This is a genomic window from Sinomonas terricola, from assembly GCF_034931225.1.
Taxonomy (GTDB): domain Bacteria; phylum Actinomycetota; class Actinomycetes; order Actinomycetales; family Micrococcaceae; genus Sinomonas; species Sinomonas terricola.
The window spans coordinates 164708-180734 of record NZ_JAYGGQ010000001.1; the positions used below are offsets into that span (position 1 = coordinate 164708).

General features: G+C 68.9%; 20 protein-coding genes. 10 read left to right on the forward strand and 10 right to left on the reverse strand.

Annotated features, from left to right (window positions below):
* Window positions 1–2: 2 nt before the first annotated feature.
* Together SPF06_RS00695 and SPF06_RS00700 are read right to left on the reverse strand one after the other, a co-directional pair.
* Complete coding sequence (locus SPF06_RS00695) at window positions 3–359, reverse strand: SPW repeat domain-containing protein (protein ID WP_323276994.1); 357 nt, start codon at window positions 357–359, stop codon at window positions 3–5.
* Window positions 356–907, reverse strand: coding sequence for a universal stress protein (locus SPF06_RS00700; RefSeq protein WP_323276995.1), 552 nt, complete (start codon window positions 905–907; stop codon window positions 356–358). The genes SPF06_RS00695 and SPF06_RS00700 overlap by 4 nt, the downstream gene beginning before the upstream one ends.
* A gap of 191 nt (window positions 908–1098) precedes the next feature.
* Between SPF06_RS00700 and SPF06_RS00705 the strand changes: the two genes are divergently transcribed.
* Window positions 1099–1296 (forward strand): hypothetical protein, encoded by a 198-nt coding sequence (locus SPF06_RS00705; protein WP_323276996.1) that lies wholly within the window; start codon window positions 1099–1101, stop codon window positions 1294–1296.
* A 107-nt stretch (window positions 1297–1403) separates the two neighbouring features.
* Window positions 1404–2174, forward strand: coding sequence for an SDR family NAD(P)-dependent oxidoreductase (locus tag SPF06_RS00710; protein ID WP_323276997.1), 771 nt, complete (start codon window positions 1404–1406; stop codon window positions 2172–2174).
* Between the two features lie 16 nt (window positions 2175–2190).
* On the opposite strand, the gene SPF06_RS00715 is transcribed toward SPF06_RS00710, so the two are convergent.
* A complete protein-coding gene (locus tag SPF06_RS00715) occupies window positions 2191–2664 on the reverse strand; it encodes a pyridoxamine 5'-phosphate oxidase family protein (protein ID WP_323276998.1) in 474 nt (157 codons plus the stop codon).
* Between the two features lie 301 nt (window positions 2665–2965).
* On the opposite strand from SPF06_RS00715, the gene SPF06_RS00720 reads away from it, so the two are divergent.
* The gene (locus SPF06_RS00720) at window positions 2966–3229 is read left to right on the forward strand and encodes an OsmC family protein (RefSeq protein WP_323276999.1); all 264 of its coding nucleotides are present in this window, start codon (window positions 2966–2968) and stop codon (window positions 3227–3229) included.
* A 163-nt stretch (window positions 3230–3392) separates the two neighbouring features.
* Window positions 3393–4370, forward strand: a complete 978-nt coding sequence (locus SPF06_RS00725) for a zinc-binding dehydrogenase (RefSeq protein WP_323277000.1) — start codon at window positions 3393–3395, stop codon at window positions 4368–4370.
* Window positions 4371–4603: 233 nt separating this feature from the next.
* Here the strand turns inward: SPF06_RS00725 and SPF06_RS00730 are convergent, their stop codons facing one another.
* Window positions 4604–5653, reverse strand: coding sequence for a sigma-70 family RNA polymerase sigma factor (locus SPF06_RS00730; protein WP_323277001.1), 1050 nt, complete (start codon window positions 5651–5653; stop codon window positions 4604–4606).
* 72 nt (window positions 5654–5725) lie between these two features.
* On the opposite strand from SPF06_RS00730, the gene SPF06_RS00735 reads away from it, so the two are divergent.
* Both SPF06_RS00735 and SPF06_RS00740 read left to right on the forward strand, forming a co-directional pair.
* Window positions 5726–6082, forward strand: a complete 357-nt coding sequence (locus SPF06_RS00735) for a VOC family protein (protein ID WP_323277002.1) — start codon at window positions 5726–5728, stop codon at window positions 6080–6082.
* A gap of 45 nt (window positions 6083–6127) precedes the next feature.
* A complete protein-coding gene (locus SPF06_RS00740) occupies window positions 6128–6760 on the forward strand; it encodes a maleylpyruvate isomerase family mycothiol-dependent enzyme (protein WP_323277003.1) in 633 nt (210 codons plus the stop codon).
* A gap of 332 nt (window positions 6761–7092) precedes the next feature.
* On the opposite strand, the gene SPF06_RS00745 is transcribed toward SPF06_RS00740, so the two are convergent.
* Genes SPF06_RS00745 through SPF06_RS00755 form a run of 3 tightly spaced genes read right to left on the reverse strand, consistent with a single transcriptional unit; the run spans window position 7093 to window position 8890 of the window.
* On the reverse strand, window positions 7093–7839 hold the full coding sequence (locus tag SPF06_RS00745; RefSeq protein ID WP_323277004.1) for a hypothetical protein: 747 nt from the start codon (window positions 7837–7839) through the stop codon (window positions 7093–7095).
* Complete coding sequence (locus SPF06_RS00750; protein ID WP_323277005.1) at window positions 7836–8243, reverse strand: DUF6114 domain-containing protein; 408 nt, start codon at window positions 8241–8243, stop codon at window positions 7836–7838. The genes SPF06_RS00745 and SPF06_RS00750 overlap by 4 nt, the downstream gene beginning before the upstream one ends.
* A 32-nt stretch (window positions 8244–8275) precedes the next feature.
* On the reverse strand, window positions 8276–8890 hold the full coding sequence (locus SPF06_RS00755; RefSeq protein WP_323277006.1) for a DUF6230 family protein: 615 nt from the start codon (window positions 8888–8890) through the stop codon (window positions 8276–8278).
* A gap of 120 nt (window positions 8891–9010) precedes the next feature.
* On the opposite strand from SPF06_RS00755, the gene SPF06_RS00760 reads away from it, so the two are divergent.
* The gene (locus SPF06_RS00760) at window positions 9011–9610 is read left to right on the forward strand and encodes a TetR/AcrR family transcriptional regulator (RefSeq protein ID WP_323277007.1); all 600 of its coding nucleotides are present in this window, start codon (window positions 9011–9013) and stop codon (window positions 9608–9610) included.
* Between the two features lie 273 nt (window positions 9611–9883).
* Here SPF06_RS00760 and ychF read toward each other — a convergent pair whose 3' ends face one another.
* The gene (gene ychF, locus SPF06_RS00765; protein ID WP_323277008.1) at window positions 9884–10969 is read right to left on the reverse strand and encodes a redox-regulated ATPase YchF; all 1086 of its coding nucleotides are present in this window, start codon (window positions 10967–10969) and stop codon (window positions 9884–9886) included.
* Between the two features lie 63 nt (window positions 10970–11032).
* On the opposite strand from ychF, the gene SPF06_RS00770 reads away from it, so the two are divergent.
* Window positions 11033–12307, forward strand: a complete 1275-nt coding sequence (locus tag SPF06_RS00770; RefSeq protein WP_323277009.1) for a DNA recombination protein RmuC — start codon at window positions 11033–11035, stop codon at window positions 12305–12307.
* A gap of 12 nt (window positions 12308–12319) precedes the next feature.
* Here SPF06_RS00770 and SPF06_RS00775 read toward each other — a convergent pair whose 3' ends face one another.
* Both SPF06_RS00775 and SPF06_RS00780 read right to left on the reverse strand, forming a co-directional pair.
* Window positions 12320–13405: a 4-hydroxy-3-methylbut-2-enyl diphosphate reductase gene (locus SPF06_RS00775; protein ID WP_323277010.1), complete on the reverse strand. Its 1086-nt coding sequence runs from the start codon at window positions 13403–13405 to the stop codon at window positions 12320–12322.
* Window positions 13402–14268, reverse strand: coding sequence for a hypothetical protein (locus SPF06_RS00780; protein WP_323277011.1), 867 nt, complete (start codon window positions 14266–14268; stop codon window positions 13402–13404). Before SPF06_RS00780 ends, SPF06_RS00775 begins: the two co-directional genes overlap by 4 nt.
* Before the next feature lie 129 nt (window positions 14269–14397).
* Here SPF06_RS00780 and xseA point away from each other — a divergent pair, with 129 nt between their 5' ends.
* Entirely contained in the window at window positions 14398–15801 is a 1404-nt protein-coding gene (xseA, locus tag SPF06_RS00785) for an exodeoxyribonuclease VII large subunit (protein ID WP_323277012.1), read from the forward strand.
* Window positions 15794–16027: an exodeoxyribonuclease VII small subunit gene (locus SPF06_RS00790; protein WP_323277013.1), complete on the forward strand. Its 234-nt coding sequence runs from the start codon at window positions 15794–15796 to the stop codon at window positions 16025–16027. Before xseA ends, SPF06_RS00790 begins: the two co-directional genes overlap by 8 nt.

Genomic DNA, 16027 nt, shown 5'->3' on the forward strand with positions numbered 1-16027 from the left:
ATTCAGTGCGACGGCATCATCTTGTGGTGCGCGTCGATGGCCGGCCGGATGGCCGCTGCCGTCACGCCGGCCGCGATGATCCCGGTGACCCATGACGTCCACGACGCGCCCATGTGGTCGGAGTAGGCGCCCAGCCATGGGGACGCGAACAGGAGGACGCCAACGGCGGCCTGTGCATATTCGAGCCATGGAATCCCTGGCAGCGCGAGGTTGAGCACGGCTGTCACCACGAGCAGCGCCCCGAAGACGAGCATGAGGCTCGTCGAGGCTGTTGTCTGTGCGGTCCAGATGACCGACAACGCCGCGAAGACGCCACAGGCGCCGGCGACGTAGTCTTCCCACCGCATCCATCTCTTCATTTCCGATCATTTCCTTCCCTCTGATCCCCGGCCGCCCCGGGGACGCTGACGACTGGCCGGGCCTCGTGCTCAGTTCCGTGCAGCACGAGGACGGGACACACGGCGTGCTCGGCGCACGCAGCGCTCACGGAACCCAGAAGCAGCCCCATGAATCCCCCCAGGCCGCGCGAGCCCACGATGAGCAGCGTGGCCTTGCGGCTCTTCTCGACGAGCACGTGGGCGGCGCTTCCCGCGACCGCTTCGGCTGTAAGGCCCGCTGGGCGATCGGCGCCGAATGCCTCCTGAAGGGCGCGTTCGAGGGCCTCTTTCGCGTCAGCCTCAGGGCTCCAATCAAGAGTGGGATACGCTCCCATTGCCCACGTCGCGGGGTACTGCCACGCGCTCAGTGCGGTGATGGGACCGCCGACGCTGGGTGCGAGGCGCCTCGCCCATCTGAGTGCCTCGATCGAGAGCGGCGAGCCGTCCACTCCGACGACGATGCCAGTCGGCTCCTCGGCGGGCTGCACCTCGGCGGGTGATGAGGCTGCGGCAGGCGGGACTTCGCTCATGCCTTCGAGGGTAGGTTTGGCACGAGTGCCGCCAATAGGGCCTTAGGACACGCTCCGACCGGGGCCAAAGTCAGGTTGCTCAGATCCACGGTGACTTTCGACCCTGTGGAGTTGGCGCAGATGTGGCGACGATGTTCCTAGGCCGTTCTGAGCCGCGGGGCGGCCTTCGATACCCGAAGGGAGGCGCCACGATGAGCGTGCCCGTCCAGAAGCTGATGCCTATCCCGCCCAAGCTGCGCTTTCGCATCAGGGTCGTGGTCCTGCTGACTGCCGAGGCCGTGGTCCTCGCGTGGGGGCAGGCGTTCGGGGCGGCAGTCGTCGGCATCCTCGTGGGCTTGCCCATCGCGTGGCTCCTGTGGCGCAGCGACGTCGAAAGCGGTAGAAGCTGACTGCTCAGCTGCCCCTGCGTCGGGACCTTCTGCCCTAGGTCCGGCCAGCGTCGTGGTCAATGCTTGAGGGGATTCCATCCCACAGAACGCTCAGGAGGCGCAACCTCATGTCCGCATGGCAAGAGATCATCACGCCGGGCCGCTTCGACGGCCAGACCGTCATTGTCACGGGGGCTGCGTCCGGCATCGGGCGCACGACGGCGCTCAGGGTCGCGAAAGAGGGCGGAAAGGTCGTGGCGAGCGACCTTGATCAGGAGGGCCTCGACAAGCTCGTGGCCGAGTTCCCCGAACTGGAGTTCGTGCCGGTCCCAGGCGATATCAGCGATGAGGATGCCGTTCGGCTCGTCGTCGCCGCCGCCGGCGGGCGCGTGGACGGCCTCGCCAACGTCGCGGGGATCATGGACAGCTTCCAGCCCGTGCACGAGCTCGACGACGCGACGTGGGAGCGGGTTCTGAGTGTGAACCTGACATCGATGATGCGCCTCATGCGCGCAGTCGTGCCGCTCATGCTGGAGGCTTCCTCCGGCTCGATCGTGAACGTCTCCTCGGAGGCCGGCCTCCGCGGCTCCGCGGCGGGAGCCGCGTATACGGTGTCGAAGCACGCGGTCATCGGCCTGACAAGGAGTTCGGCCGTCATGTATGGCCGAAAGGGCATCCGCGTCAACGCCGTGGCCCCCGGCGGGACCAGGACCAACATCCACGCCGAGTTCCGGTCTCAGCTGGCGGCGGAGGTGCTCGGGCCGTTCATGCAGGCCAACGTTCCTCCGATCGCCGAGGCCGAGGAGCTTGCATCGGCGATCTCCTACCTGCTGAGCAGAGACGCCTCGAACATCAATGGCATCGTTCTCGCCTCGGACAACGGATGGAACGCGATCTGAGGCCTACGCCTCCGGCCTACTCGTCCGACGAGCGGCGGATGCCCATGAGCTGGGAGGCCCAGTGGCCCGGGTCGGCGACGACGAACCGCCGTCCGGAGAGGGAGGCCGGGACGATCCGCACGAAGAAGCCCTTCGAACCCCACTGCCACGGGAAGAGCGGGAGGCTGATCGCGTCGATGACGTCGGCGGTCTGGAGGACGGGCTCGAGGCTGCCCTTGACCACGACAGACCACGCTTCGTTCGTGGCCGGCTCGAAGGAATCCACCTCGAACGCGACGCGCGCCTGGTCCATCGACGCGGCGATCTTCGTTCCGGGATCCGAGCGGAACACGACCGTTCCGCGATCCACGACGTAGTTCACGGGGAACAGCTCGGGGTGCTCTTTGCCCGCGAGCGCGAGCCGGCCCACGACCATCGTCCGGAGCCGCGCCCAGCACTCCTCGCTCGAGAGTTCGTGCACGGGCGGATACCGCATTGGCTGCGTCGACATGCCGCCAGTGTAGGCCGCGGACCGCGGACGAAGCACGGGTCCAAGGTCCCGCGTCGCCGGGTCAGACGTTGAAGCGGAAACGACACAACGGGTAGTGGGCGAACGACCCGCATTCGATCGACTGCTCGCGGACATCGAGCTGGAGCCGGAACTCGCCGACGCCCACCGCGGCCACCATCTGCGGCTCTCCCGCACCACGGCCCGCACCCCGTTCGGGCCACCGCACCCGAACGCCCAGCCCGGCGCCTCCCACACCTCAAGAACTTGCACAAATTAAATTGTGCGCAATATGATTGCGGGCATGACAGCTCTCTACACGGCAGCCGTCGCGGCGATGGGCGACGGACGCAACGGCAGGATCCAGTCGACGGACGGGCACCTGGACGCGCAGGTTCGGGTTCCCCACGACCTCGGCGGGCCAGGCGGGGCGACCACCCTGAGCAGCTCCGGCGGGTACGCGGCGTGCTTCGATTCAGCGCTCAAGCTCCTCGCGAAGGCCCACAGCATCTGCCCGTACTCGAACGCGACGCGCGGCAATGTCGAGGTCAGCCTCGCGATCGCGTGACCTGAAGCTCGCAAACTGATCGGCGGCGGGGCGGGCTCCACCGTCGTCGTCCCGCTCGCCGCCTGACGCGCCGCCTACATCCGCAACCAACCCGGCAACCCCGGCTACTCCGACCGCAGTCCTGTCCGCGCAGGCGCAGAACCCAAAGAGAATCGAGAATCCCATGCGTGCCATCGTCCACCGCACCTTCGGCGAGCCGACCGAGGTCCTCCTCGTCGAGGATGTGCCGACCCCCGCACCCGGTCCAGGCGAGGTGCTCGTGCGCACCGTGCTCGCCGCAGTGCACAACCACGACCTCTGGACGGTGCGCGGCACCTATGGCTTCAAGCCCGAGCTGCCCGCCCGCGCGGGCACTGAGGCGCTCGGGATCGTCGAGGCGCTCGGGCAGGGCGTCACGGGGCTCGCCGTCGGGCGGCGGGTCGTCACCGGAGGCACTTTCGGCGTGTGGGCTGAGGCCTTCACGGCGCCAGCCGCGGCGCTGGTCCCGGTGCCGGACGACATCCCCGACGAAGCCGCCGCGCAGCTGATCTCGATGCCCTTCAGCGCACTCTCCCTCGTCGACTCCCTCGGCCTCGGCGAAGGCGACCTGATGGTGCAGAACACCGCAAACGGCGCCGTCGGCCGCCTCGTCGCGCAGTTCGCCGCAGCGCGCGGGATCGGGGTCATCGGCCTCGTCCGCCGCACCGAAGGCATCGCCGAGCTTGCCGCCCAGGGCATCGGACGCGTCGTCGCGACCGACAACGAAGGGTGGCGGGAAGAGGTCGCCGCCCTCGCCGGCGGCGCGCCGATCAGCGTTGGCATCGACTCGATCGGCGGCGCGGCCTCGGGCGAGGTGCTCTCGCTGCTGGCCGAGGGCGGCACCCTCGTGGCCTTCGGCGCGATGGGGTCCCCGAGGATGGATCTGGCCTCGCGCGACGTCATCTTCAAGCAGGCAACCGTTAAGGGCTTCTGGGGCAGCAGGATCTCGGCAGCCATGCCGGCCGAGCGCAGGGCAGAGCTAGTGGGAGAAGTGTTCCGCAGGGTCGCTTCGGGAGAGGCGACCCTGCCCGTCTATGAAATCTTCGCCTTCGACGACGTCCGGGATGCCGCCCACGCGAACTTCGACCCCGGCCATGTCGGCAAAGTCCTCCTTCGGCCGTAGCGCACCGGCCCGGAGAAGCCTCCGGCGCGCAGCGCGGACCTGGAGTTGACCGCGCCGGAAGCATCTCGCCCGCCGCCAGGAGAGCGCAGGTGACGGATCCCAATGCCGTTCTTCGGCGCCGGTGCACGTCACGATCCGCCACCGGCGGCGTTGCAGAGTAGACGGCCGGGCGCCGGACCCGACCCGAAGGAGATCCTGCGGGATTCCGGGGATCCGAGGGGATTCACCGGAGCTCAGCTTTGGCGTGGATCGGTGATCGGCGGCAGGTTGGCGGGGAGGCCGAAGCGGGGGAAGTCTTCTGGGGCGAGGAAGGAGACGATGCCGCTGATGCGTCCACCGCGGAGGGTGAAGACGGTGATCGACCAGGGTAGGTGGGTTGCCGTTTGGGATTCGCCGAGGTAGAAGGCGACGGCGGGTTGGGCGTTGGCGGTGATGAGGCGGTGTTGCCAGCTGGGGCAGCGGGTGATGGGGACCTCGACGGCGAAATCGAGGACCCGGTCGCGGCCCTGGTACCAGACGGGCAGCGGGGGCATGGACCAGGTGACGTCGGCGGTCAGGATGCTGATCAGGGTGTCTGTGTCGCCTTGTTCAAGTGCGGTGGCGAACTTGGTGACGAGGTGTCTGGCCTTTTGGTCGCCGAGGTGGCGGAGGGTCTGTTGCTGGGTGCGGTCGGGCAGGCGGCGGGCGAGGAGTTTGCGGGCACGGGCGAGGGCGGAGTTGACCGCGGACGGGGTGGTGTTCATGATCGCGGCGATGTCGGTGGCCGGGTAGCCGAGGACGTCGAACAGGATTAGTGCGGCGCGCTGGGTGCCGGGCAGGTATTGGAGGGCGGCGATGAAGGCTAGTTCGACGGCTTCGCGCTGTTCGTAGCGGGCAGCGGGGTCGAGGGGTGCGGGGCTGGTGGTGTCGGCGGGGGCGTCCGGGTAGGCAGTGAGCCAGGTTGCTTCCGGAAGCGGGGCATTAACCTCGAGCGCGACGTGGTCGCTGGCCGATCCGACGCCCATCGGCAGGGCGCGACGGTTGCGGCCGGCGGCGAGGTCGAGGCTGGTGCGGGTGCACAGGGTGTAAAGCCAAGTGCGCAGCGAGCTGCGCCCTTCGAAGCCGGCGAGGGCACGCCAGGCGCGGACGAGTGCGTCCTGCAGCGCGTCGTCGGCGTCGTGGGCCGAGCCGAGGATTCGGTAGCAGTGGGCGTGCAGTTCGCGGCGCAGCGGGGTGATCAGACGGGTGAACGCGTCGTGATCGCCGCCGCGTGCCAGGGCCAGGTCGGAAGAAGTTTCGCCCACGGCGACGATTCTGCCTCACCGCGGGAGTCTAACTGGTGAACGTAGACGCCCGAGCCGTATTGGAGGCCACCGATGACACACGAGAGCAGCCCCACCACGCCAACCTGGTTCGATATCTCCACCCCTGACGGCGCGCGGGCAAGGGCCTTCTACCAGGGCCTGTTCGGCTGGCAGATCAATGTACTCGACGAGACGTACGCCCTGGTCGGCGAGGCGGTGCAGCCAGGCGGCGGGATCGGCCAGGCGGGTGCCGCCAGCCCGTACGTTGGGATTGTCATCTACTTCCCGGTCGAGAACGTGGATGCCATGGTCGAGCGCGCGAAGGCACTCGGGGCGAAACAGGTGATGGGTCCGGTCGACACGCGGATGAGCCGGATCGCAGTTCTGGAGGACCTGGACGGCAATCGAGTCGGGCTGATCAGCAGATGACGGAGGGCGGAATGGACGGCCGAAACCCGGTGCGAGGGAGCCAAAGTGAGTGAATCGAAGCTGTGGGGAATGGTGCATGCCGAGAGAGCAGCGCTTGCGGAGGATCTGGCGGGACTGAAGGCTGAGCAGTGGAACACCGGATCGCTGTGCACCGAATTCACGGTCCGCGAGGTCGTCGCGCATCTGACGGCCGGGGCGAATCTGGGGCCGGTGCGCTGGATGGCGGGCGTGATCCGGTATCGGTTCGATTTCGACGCGCAGGTCGCATACCAGCTCGCCCAGCAGCTCGGCAACGACCACGACGAGACGCTCGAACGGTTTCGCCGCTCGATCACCAGCACGACCAAGCCGCCGATTCCGATCGTCGCAATGTTGGGCGAAGTGATCGTGCACGGCGAGGACATCCGCCGCCCGCTGCGGATCCAGCGCGACTACCCGATCGCGACGCTGACGCACGTCGCCGAGTACTACCACCGCTCCAACATGACCGTGCCGAGCGAGCAGCGGTCGCGAGGCCTGCGCCTGTGCGCGACCGACGGACCGTTCTCCGGCGGTGTGCAGGACGGCGCCCTTGTCAGCGGAAGTACGCTCGCCCTGATCATGGCGATGGCAGGACGGTCGGCCTATCGTGCGGAGTTGGCAGGTGAGGGGGCAGGAGTCATCGCAGGATCAGGGTGAAGTCGCCCGCGCCAACGGTGCACCCCAATTGGACGTCGGAGCGGATGCCGGCTCCCCAAACGAGGCGATGAATGCGGCCCGGAGCCGCGGTGTCCGGAGTCACATTTCTCTGGCGAGCAGCCATGGGACCTCCTGGTTCGAGGGGCTCGGGCGGCCGATGGGTGATCCTTCCTGTGGGTTGCCCAACGTCCATCACGGACGAGGCGCAACGCGGGCACCTGCCGCATGGTCTGCACGAAGAAGCCGTGCTCGTGTTCTCTGGGGACGAGCTGCCCCAAGTGATCCGTTCGTCCTGACCCACTGGACGAAACGTCCGCCCTCTCGGAGATCCCTCACCTCTGAACCATCCGCTGGTCGGTGTTCGTGTAGTTGATCAAGTCTGCCGTGGCACCGACGAGGCCCATGGTAACCCTGAGGAGGCCCGGCGCGACGTCGTCGAGCGGTGGAGGCGTATCGGTGCCGAACGCCAGACTGCGCCCGTTGGAGGTCGTGCCGGTGACCGACCCCAGGTAGACGCTGACGTGCCCGCTGAGCACCATCTTGTCCGCCGACGTGACAAGGCCGGGGCCGTTGGCGTGCCGCACGGTGAGGGTGAACCCGGTGATGGTGATCGAGTCGGCGGTAATCTTCAGGGCGCGTTGGCCGCTGCCGTCGGCGGTCGGCACGGTCACGATGCTGACCGAGCTGAGGCCCGTGAAGGACAGGCTCTGGGAGCCCATCGAGGCCGGCGTCTTGGTGAAGACCGGCGTCCCGCTGTCCCGTGGCGCCGCCACCGGGGCGCTGGACGTCGGCTCAGGGGTCGCGGTGGGAGCCGGGCTCGTCGTCGACCCCACGCCCGGGACCGCCGGAGCGGTGGGGCTGGACCCGAGGGCCGGCAGCTGGGCGCCGGGGACCGGCCCCGGCGCCGAGGACCCCGGCGCCGAGGGGCTCGGCGTCGAGGTGGGGCAGGAGACCAGGAGCGGCACGCACAGCGCAGTCGGGGCGCTCTCAGGGGCCCGAGCGGCTCCGAGGGTGAAGGTCAGCGCGAGGACCGAGCCGGTCAGGACGGCGGCCACGGCGCGGATGCGGCGCAGGTTCACTCCGCCCTCTTTCCTCGCTCGGCCCCGGGCGGGCCCATCCACGCGACGACCAGAACTCCGCCCGCCCCGGAGAGGAACATGCCGATGATGAAGCCGCCCATGTTCACGCCGACGAGGGAGTAGATGGCCACCACGAGCGTGAGGATTCCGTAGAACACGTGGTGGGCCGGCATGGTGACCGACAGGACTCCCAGCAGCACCAGCGCGATCGGGATGACGGTGGCTTGGAGCCCTTCGATCCCGAGCTGGATGTGCAGGTGGCCGAGATCGAGCTGCCCGGAGAAGAACATCTCCACCCCGCCGAGGCCGGCCAGCAGGCCGCCGACGAACGGCCGCCCGCGGCGCCAGATGCGGAACCCGGCGGCCCGTCCAGGCGCTGTGGCGCCCCAGGATTGCACGGGCATGCCGTCCTCCGTGGTCGTCGACGCGCGGCTGCTCAGAAGCATCCCTTGGACCCATCCGTCAGCTGCATGCTCATCCCGGTCAGGGTGAACACCGAGGCCTGCGTACTCCAGGCTGTCTGCTGCAGATTCGTGATCGAGATGCTGCCGGAGTCCTGCGCGAAGTCGCCGGCAGAGCCCCTCGCCTCGGTGTTGACCGTCGAGGCGTCCACACCGATGCGGATGTTGCCGAAGGCCGCATCCCCCTTCAGCCCGGTCATCCCGATCTGCAGGTCGGAGGCCGAGGCGGGGCTGCCGCCGCCGCCGGCCTTGATGAGCACACCCACCTTGCCCAGCGGAGTCTCCGTGACCACGGCCTGGCACAGGTCGGAGAGGGTGGCGCTCTTGATGTTGGCGATCGCCACGGGATGCTCCTTGCCTTCGGTGTCCTTGGCGACGCCGGCGTACTGGGAAAACCCGGTTCCGTTGAGCTTGGAGGCGCCGATCTGGAACTGGCTGCCGGACACGGCGAAGGAGACGGGCACCGCTCCCTCGGCGACGCCGCCCATCAGGAGTGAGGCGGCGAGGGCCGAGGGCACGGCGACGAGCATGATGCGGCCTGCGTGGGACGCGCGCATCCTGCGGACACGCTGCGAGACGGGGAACTTCATTGATCCTCCTGGAACAGGGCCCGCCCCGAGCGGCGGGAACTCGGTCGAAGATACCGAGCCTATTGACTGTTAGTCAATAGGGGCCGGTGCGGCGTCCCGCCGATCAGTAGACTTTCTGCTGTGTCCGAACCGCAGCGCGCCCGCCTCAGCCCCCAGGACCGGAGGGCGCAGCTCATCGCGGTCGGGGTGAACTTCCTGACCGACCACGCGCTGGACGAGCTGACCATGGACGAGCTCGCCCGCCGGGCAGGCGTCTCGCGCCCGCTGGTGTTCCACTACTTTGAGACCCGGCAGGGCATGCACAGCGCAGTCGTCACGACAGCGCGGGACAGCCTGCTCGTCGCCAGCGTTCCCCGCCAAGACCTCGCGCCGCGCGAGCGGATCCGGGACACGCTGCTGAGGATCGCGGTGTTCGTGCAGGAACACCGCGGAACCTTCTACTCGTTGGTCAGGGGCGCTGCCAGCGGCGACCCCGCGGTGCGGAGGATCGTGGACGAGTCTCGGGAGCTGAACGCCGAGCGCCTGTCCGATTCCTTCATCGAGCTTGGCCTGGCGGACACCACGCTGCTGCGCATCGCCCTGCGGTCCTGGGTCGCGTTCGCCGAGGAGACCCTGATCAGCCTGGCGATCGAGCGGGAGACGAGCGCCGACGACGTCGTGCGGTTCCTGGAGGCGTCCCTGCACGGCATGGTCAACGCCGTCCGCGACCAGCGGCTCTGAGGCCCGGGCGTAGACGCCCGGGCCTCTTCGACGGCGTTGGGCAGCGTGCGCAGCCGGAAGAAGGGCCGTCGGCGACGGGAAGAACCCCAGGAGCTGGCCCGCGATGCCAACCACAGGGCCGGGACGAGCCCCCACCGTTCCCCGAGCCAGCCGCCGAGCGGCGAGCCGATCCTGTTTGCCTACGCATCTTGGACCTTATTGAGTCCTATCTAGAGAACTCGCGGCAGGTCGAAGCTTGGCGGGGCGTTCACTTCTTGCCTTGGCCAGCAGACGTCAGACGTTGAAGCGGAACTCCACCACGTCGCCGTCGGCCATGACGTAGTCCTTGCCCTCGATGCGGACCTTGCCGCGGGCCTTCGCCTCGTTCATCGACCCGGCATCGACGAGGTCCGCGAAGTGGACCACCTCGGCCTTGATGAAGCCCCGCTGGAAGTCGGTGTGGATCACGCCTGCGGCCTGCGGCGCGGTGTCGCCCCGGCGGATCGTCCACGCGCGGGCCTCCTTGGGCCCGGCCGTGAGGTAGGTCTGGAGGCCGAGCGTGTGGAAGCCGACGCGCGCGAGCTGGTCGAGGCCGGACTCCTCCTGGCCGTTCATCTCGAGCATCTCGCGGGCCTCCTCCTCGGAGAGCTCCACGAGATCGGCCTCGAGCTTCGCGTCGAGGAAGATGCAGTCCGCGGGTGCGACAAGGGCGCGCAGCTCGGCCTGCTTCTCCGGGCTGCCCAGCACGCCCTCGTCCGCGTTGAAGACGTAGATGAACGGCTTGGCCGTGAGGAGGTTGAGCTCCCTGAGCGCAGCCATGTCGAGCTTGTCGCTCACGACGGCGGAGATGATCGTGTCACCCCGCTCGAGGACCGTCTGCGCGGCCTGCAGCGCGGCGAGCTCGGCGGCGTCGCGCTTCTTGATCTTGACTTCCTTCTCGACGCGCGGAAGGGCCTTCTCGATCGTCTGGAGGTCGGCGAGGATGAGCTCGGTGTGGATCGTCTCGATATCGGACCGCGGATCGACGCGGCCGTCGACGTGGACGACGTCGGGGTCGTCGAAGACGCGCACGACCTGGGCGATCGCCTGGGCTTCGCGGATATTGGCGAGGAACTGATTGCCCAGCCCTTCGCCCTCCGAGGCGCCCTTGACGATGCCGGCGATGTCGACAAAGGAGACGGTCGCGGGCAGGATGCGCTCGGAGCCGAAGATCTCGGCGAGCTGCCCGAGGCGGGGGTCGGGGAGGCTCACGACGCCGACGTTCGGCTCGATCGTGGCGAACGGATAGTTCGCCGCGAGGACCTGATTGCGCGTGAGCGCGTTGAAGAGCGTCGACTTTCCGACGTTGGGGAGTCCGACGATGCCGATAGTGAGAGCCACGGTCATCCATCATACCGGCGGCCTGTCACCGAAAATGTCGGACCCCCATGGCAGGGTGATCGCATGGACGGAACACAGATTCTCGTGACGCTGCTCGTGACCCTCCTCGCCCTTTTCGTCGGGGCCGTGGGCGGCTATGCAGCGGGGCGCCGGAAGGCAGCGAACGACGGCGCCGCGCACCCCGCGCTGCAGGCACGCCTAGCGCAGGCGGAGACCGAGCTTGCCGCCGCGGCGGCCCAGCGCGATCTGCTGGCGACCCAGAACCGGGCGTTGATCAGCCTCGACGAGCAGGAGAACAGCGTCCTGCAGGCCCTCGCGCCGGTCGCCGAGAAGCTCAACGCCGTGCAGCGGCAGGTCGCCGTGCTCGAACGCGACCGCGTCGAGCAATACGGCCAGCTCGCGCAGCAGCTCCAGACCGCGCAGGAGTCGGATGCCGCCCTGCTGCGGACCGCACACGCGCTCACAGCCGCCCTGGCCAACAACGCCTCGCGCGGGACATGGGGCGAGGTGCAGCTGCGCCGCGTCGTCGAGGCCGCCGGGATGCTCGACCGCGTCGACTTCAGCGAACAGGTCTCCGCCGTGGGCGAGTCCGGCGCTGTCCGACCGGATCTCGTCGTGCAGCTCCCGGGCGGCAAGCAGATCGTCGTCGACTCCAAGGTCCCGCTCGGCGCATATCTCAAGGCCCAGGAACTCGCGCACGATCCGGGCACGCAGTCAGCTGACACGCGGCGCCGCCATCTCGCGGACCATGCCAAGGCGCTACGCGCCCACGTCGATGCCCTCGGGAGCAAGCGGTACTGGGAGTCGATGGGCGCGAGCCCGGAACTCGTCGTATGCTTCCTGCCCGCGGAATCGTTCCTCGCCGCCGCCCTCACGGAGGACTCCGCCCTGCTCGACTACGCCTTCTCCCGCAACGTCGCCCTCGCCTCCCCCGCTACGCTCATGGCCCTCTTGAAGGGAGTCGCGTTCGCGTGGCGTCAGGAGCTGCTGACCGACAACGCACGGGAGCTCTTCGACCTCTCGCAGCAGCTCTACAGCCGGCTCGGAACGATGGGCGGGCACGTCGCGAAGCTCGGCGCATCCCTCAAGTCCTCCGTCGAGCGCTACAACGCGTTCGTGGGAGCGCTCGAGTCGCGGGTCTTCCCCACAGCGCGGCGCATCAGCGCGCTCGATCCCGGCGCGCCGGAGATGCTTCCGGACGTGGCTCCGCTCGCGAGCACGCCGCGCGTCCTGAGCGCGAGCGAACTCCTCGACGATCAGCAGCTCAGGGACAGCGGCCTGCGGGACATCCCGGATCAGCGGCTGGAAGCACCCGAGGCCTTCCGGGAGACGGCCTGAGCCGTGGCCGGCTCAGCTCGTCGGGCGTTGGCCGCGGCCCCCGAGGCCGCGGCTTCCGTCGCCGGCCTCCTTGAGGGTCGCGCGGAGTTCCTTCGGAAGAGAGAACAGGATGTCCTCCTCGGCCGTGACGACCTCCTCGACGTTCGCGTAGCCGTACTCGGCCGCGAGCCGCAGGACGTCTTGGACGAGCACCTCGGGGACCGAGGCGCCGGACGTCACGCCGATCGTTGCGACACCCTCGAACCACGCTTCGTCGACCTCGTTGGCGAAGTCCACCCGGTATGCCTTCTTGGCGCCGTATTCGAGGGCCACCTCGACGAGCCGCACAGAGTTGGACGAGTTCGCGGAGCCGACGACGATCACGAGATCGGCCTGCGGCGCGATCTTCTTGATCGCGGCCTGCCGGTTGGACGTCGCGTAGCAGATATCGTCGCTCGGCGGATCCTGAAGGTTCGGGAATCGCTCGCGGAGGCGCCGCACGGTCTCCATGGTCTCGTCCACCGAGAGAGTGGTCTGGGAGAGCCAGATGAGCTTGTCGGGGTCCTTGACCTCGATCGCCTCAGCCTCGTCGGGCGAGTTGACGATCTGCGTGTGATCGGGGGCCTCGCCGTAGGTGCCCTCGACCTCCTCGTGCCCCACGTGGCCGATGAGGAGGATCTCGTAGTCGTCCTTCGCAAAGCGGACGGCCTCGCGGTGCACCTTGGTGACGAGAGGGCACGTCGCGTCGATGGTGCGCAGCCCGCGCTCCTCGGCCGAACGCACGACGGCGGGGCTCACCCCGTGCGCCGAGAAGACGACGAGCGCCCCCTCGGGCACCTCGTCCGTCTCATCGACGAAGATCGCTCCGCGCTCCTCAAGGGTCTCGACCACATGCCGGTTGTGGACAATCTGCTTCCGGACGTAGACCGGGGCCCCGTAGTGCTCGAGGGCCTTCTCGACGGCGATGACGGCCCTGTCGACGCCAGCGCAGTAGCCGCGGGGTGCGGCAAGCAGCACCCGCTTGTCGCCGACCACGGGTGCGGCGTCGGCGACCTCGTGAGGAGGCCGACGGCGGCGCGGGACCGTGGGCATGGCAAGCGATACGGAGGCGGAAGTCATACCTCCATGCTAGCGAGTCGGCTCTGCGCGGCCCCGCGGGACCGCCGAAGGCGGCGCACCAGCCCCAGCAGTGCGCCCACCACGAGCAGCGCGGCGCCGACGAGCGCAAGCCCGCCGATCCACGGTTCAAAGCTGTCCACCGCGAGCTCTGCGGCGCGGGCGCCGAACGTCGAGGACATCGACCCCGAGCTCGCCTGCACCGAGGCGAAGAGCGGCACGATGCCGGTCCCGATCTGGAAGACGGCCGCCGTCACCATGAGGCACAGCCCCGCCCACGCGAGCGGCACGCCCCGCCGTCGCGCGAAAAGGAGGCCCAAGAGGAGCGCGAGCGCGGCGCCCAAGGCGAGCGGCTGCGAAAGCCCCGCGAGGTCCTGCGCCGACGTGAGCCACGAGCGCTGCTGGGGCGTGCCCACCTGCACGCCGAGTGTGCGCGGCCCCGAAAGCTGGACACCGATCGCCGCGCCGAGCTTCGAGGCGAAGAGGTCCGCCATCGGCCGAAGCTCGAGCTCGAAGGCGTTGGTCGAGGCGACGCCTGGCGTGAAATTGAGCCTGTGGCTGGCCTTGAGCGTCTCGGTCCACGCCTGCGGGAACCCCGGATCCGAGACGAGGCCATCCGCGACATGCTGGATCGCCTGCCGCGCGAGTGGCCGCACGGCCTCGGGGACCCCGGCGCTCGAGAGGACCGCGGTGTCGAGATTGGCCACAAGGGTGGACTGGAGGTCCGCATCTTTGGCCATCGGCTCGAGAAGCTTCACGAAGCCCGACTCGTCGGACACATTGCGCTCAAGCCACAGGGCTGGCATGGCGACGGCCGTGAGCACGACGGCGAGCAGCACGGAGAGTGCGGAGAGGACAGTACGCATGGCTTCCCGGGGTCGGCGGCAACGCACCCATCGTAGTGGTCCCGCCCGGATTGGCCCGAAGCCCAGAAGAGTGTCGTCGGGCCGTGATACATGTGGGGTATGAGTCCGAGCGCGCGAGAGGGGGACGACATGCCTGAATCGGCCGAGCCTGTCGATAACGGTCTCGGCGGGTACGGTGCCGCCGAGGAGGTCGGCGAGACCGCTGCGGACGCCGCCGACGGGGCCCGCGCGAGCGTCCCCGAACGGGCTGCCGAGACCACGCCGGACAATCCGTGGCCGCTCGCGCTGCTGTCCCGCAAGCTCAAGGAGCACATCGACCGGTCGCCGCAGGTCTGGATCGAAGGCCAGGTCATCGAGCTCAACCGTCGCGGCAGCAACGCATTCCTGACGCTTCGCGACATCGAGGACGAAATCTCGCTCTCGGCGTCCGCATGGGGCCAGGTGTTGGACCGGCTCAAGGAACCGCTCGAACGCGGCTCGCGGGTCGTCGCGCTCGTGAAGCCCGAGATGTGGCTCAAGACGGGTCGCCTCAACATGCAGGTCCGCAACATCCGGCCGGTCGGCCTTGGCGACCTCCTGGCCCGTATCGAGCGGCTCCGCCACTCGCTCGGCGCCGAGGGCCTCTTCGCCGAAGCCCGCAAGAAGCGCCTCCCGCTGCTCCCCCACAGCATCGGACTCATTACGGGCCGTGATTCCGACGCCAAGAAGGATGTGCTCCGCAACGCAGCCCTCCGCTGGCCCGCAGTGCATTTCGAGATCCGAGAGGTTGCCGTCCAAGGCCCGAGCGCGGTCTCGGAGGTCACACGCGCCCTGCGCGAGCTGGACGCGAGGCCCGAGGTCGACGTGATCGTGATCGCGCGCGGTGGAGGCTCCCTCGAAGACCTCCTTCCCTTCAGCGACGAACGCCTCGTGCGGGCCGTCGCGGACGCGGCGACTCCCGTGGTAAGCGCGATCGGGCACGAAGCCGACCGGCCGATCCTCGACGACGTCGCCGATCTGCGCGCGTCGACCCCGACTGACGCGGCCAAGCGGATCGTGCCCGATGTCACGGACGAGCTCGCGCGCGTCCACCATTGCCGCGAGCGCCTTGAGCGCCAGATCGCGCTCCTCGTCGGCAGGGAGACGCAGCAGCTCGCGCTCCTTCGCAGCCGCCCCGTCCTCGCGCAACCCGGGCAGATGCTCACGGCACGGCACGAGGATCTCGAGCGCCTCCTCGCCCGCGCCCACCACGCAGTCAATGCCGCGATCGTCCGCGGAGAAGACGCAGTGAGCCACCTCCGCGCCCAAATCCGCGCCCTCTCGCCTCAGCAGACGCTCGACCGCGGCTACGCCGTCGTCCAGCATCTCGACGGCCCGGCCGCCGCCGTCGTGCGCTCGCCCGAGGACGCGCCTGCGGGCACCGAGCTCAGGGTTCGCCTAGCACGGGGGGCGCTCGCGGCCCGGTCGGAGGGCCCCCTGGAGCAACATCGGGCGGAAACACGCTCGGCAACCCGATCGACGTCAGGCGAGCAGGAAGGAAAGTCACATGGCTGAGGGCGCAGAGGCATTCGCGGAGCTGAGCTACGAGGAGGCGCGCGAGCAGCTCGTCGCCGTAGTCGCCAAGCTCGAAGCGGGTGGCGTGAGCCTCGAGGAGTCGCTCGCCCTGTGGGAGCGCGGCGAGGCTCTCGCCCAGCGCTGCGAGGAATGGCTCGAAGGCGCACGACGGCGGCTCGACGCGGCGCGCCGCGAGCCCGCCAACGGCGCGGATTCAGCCGAGTAA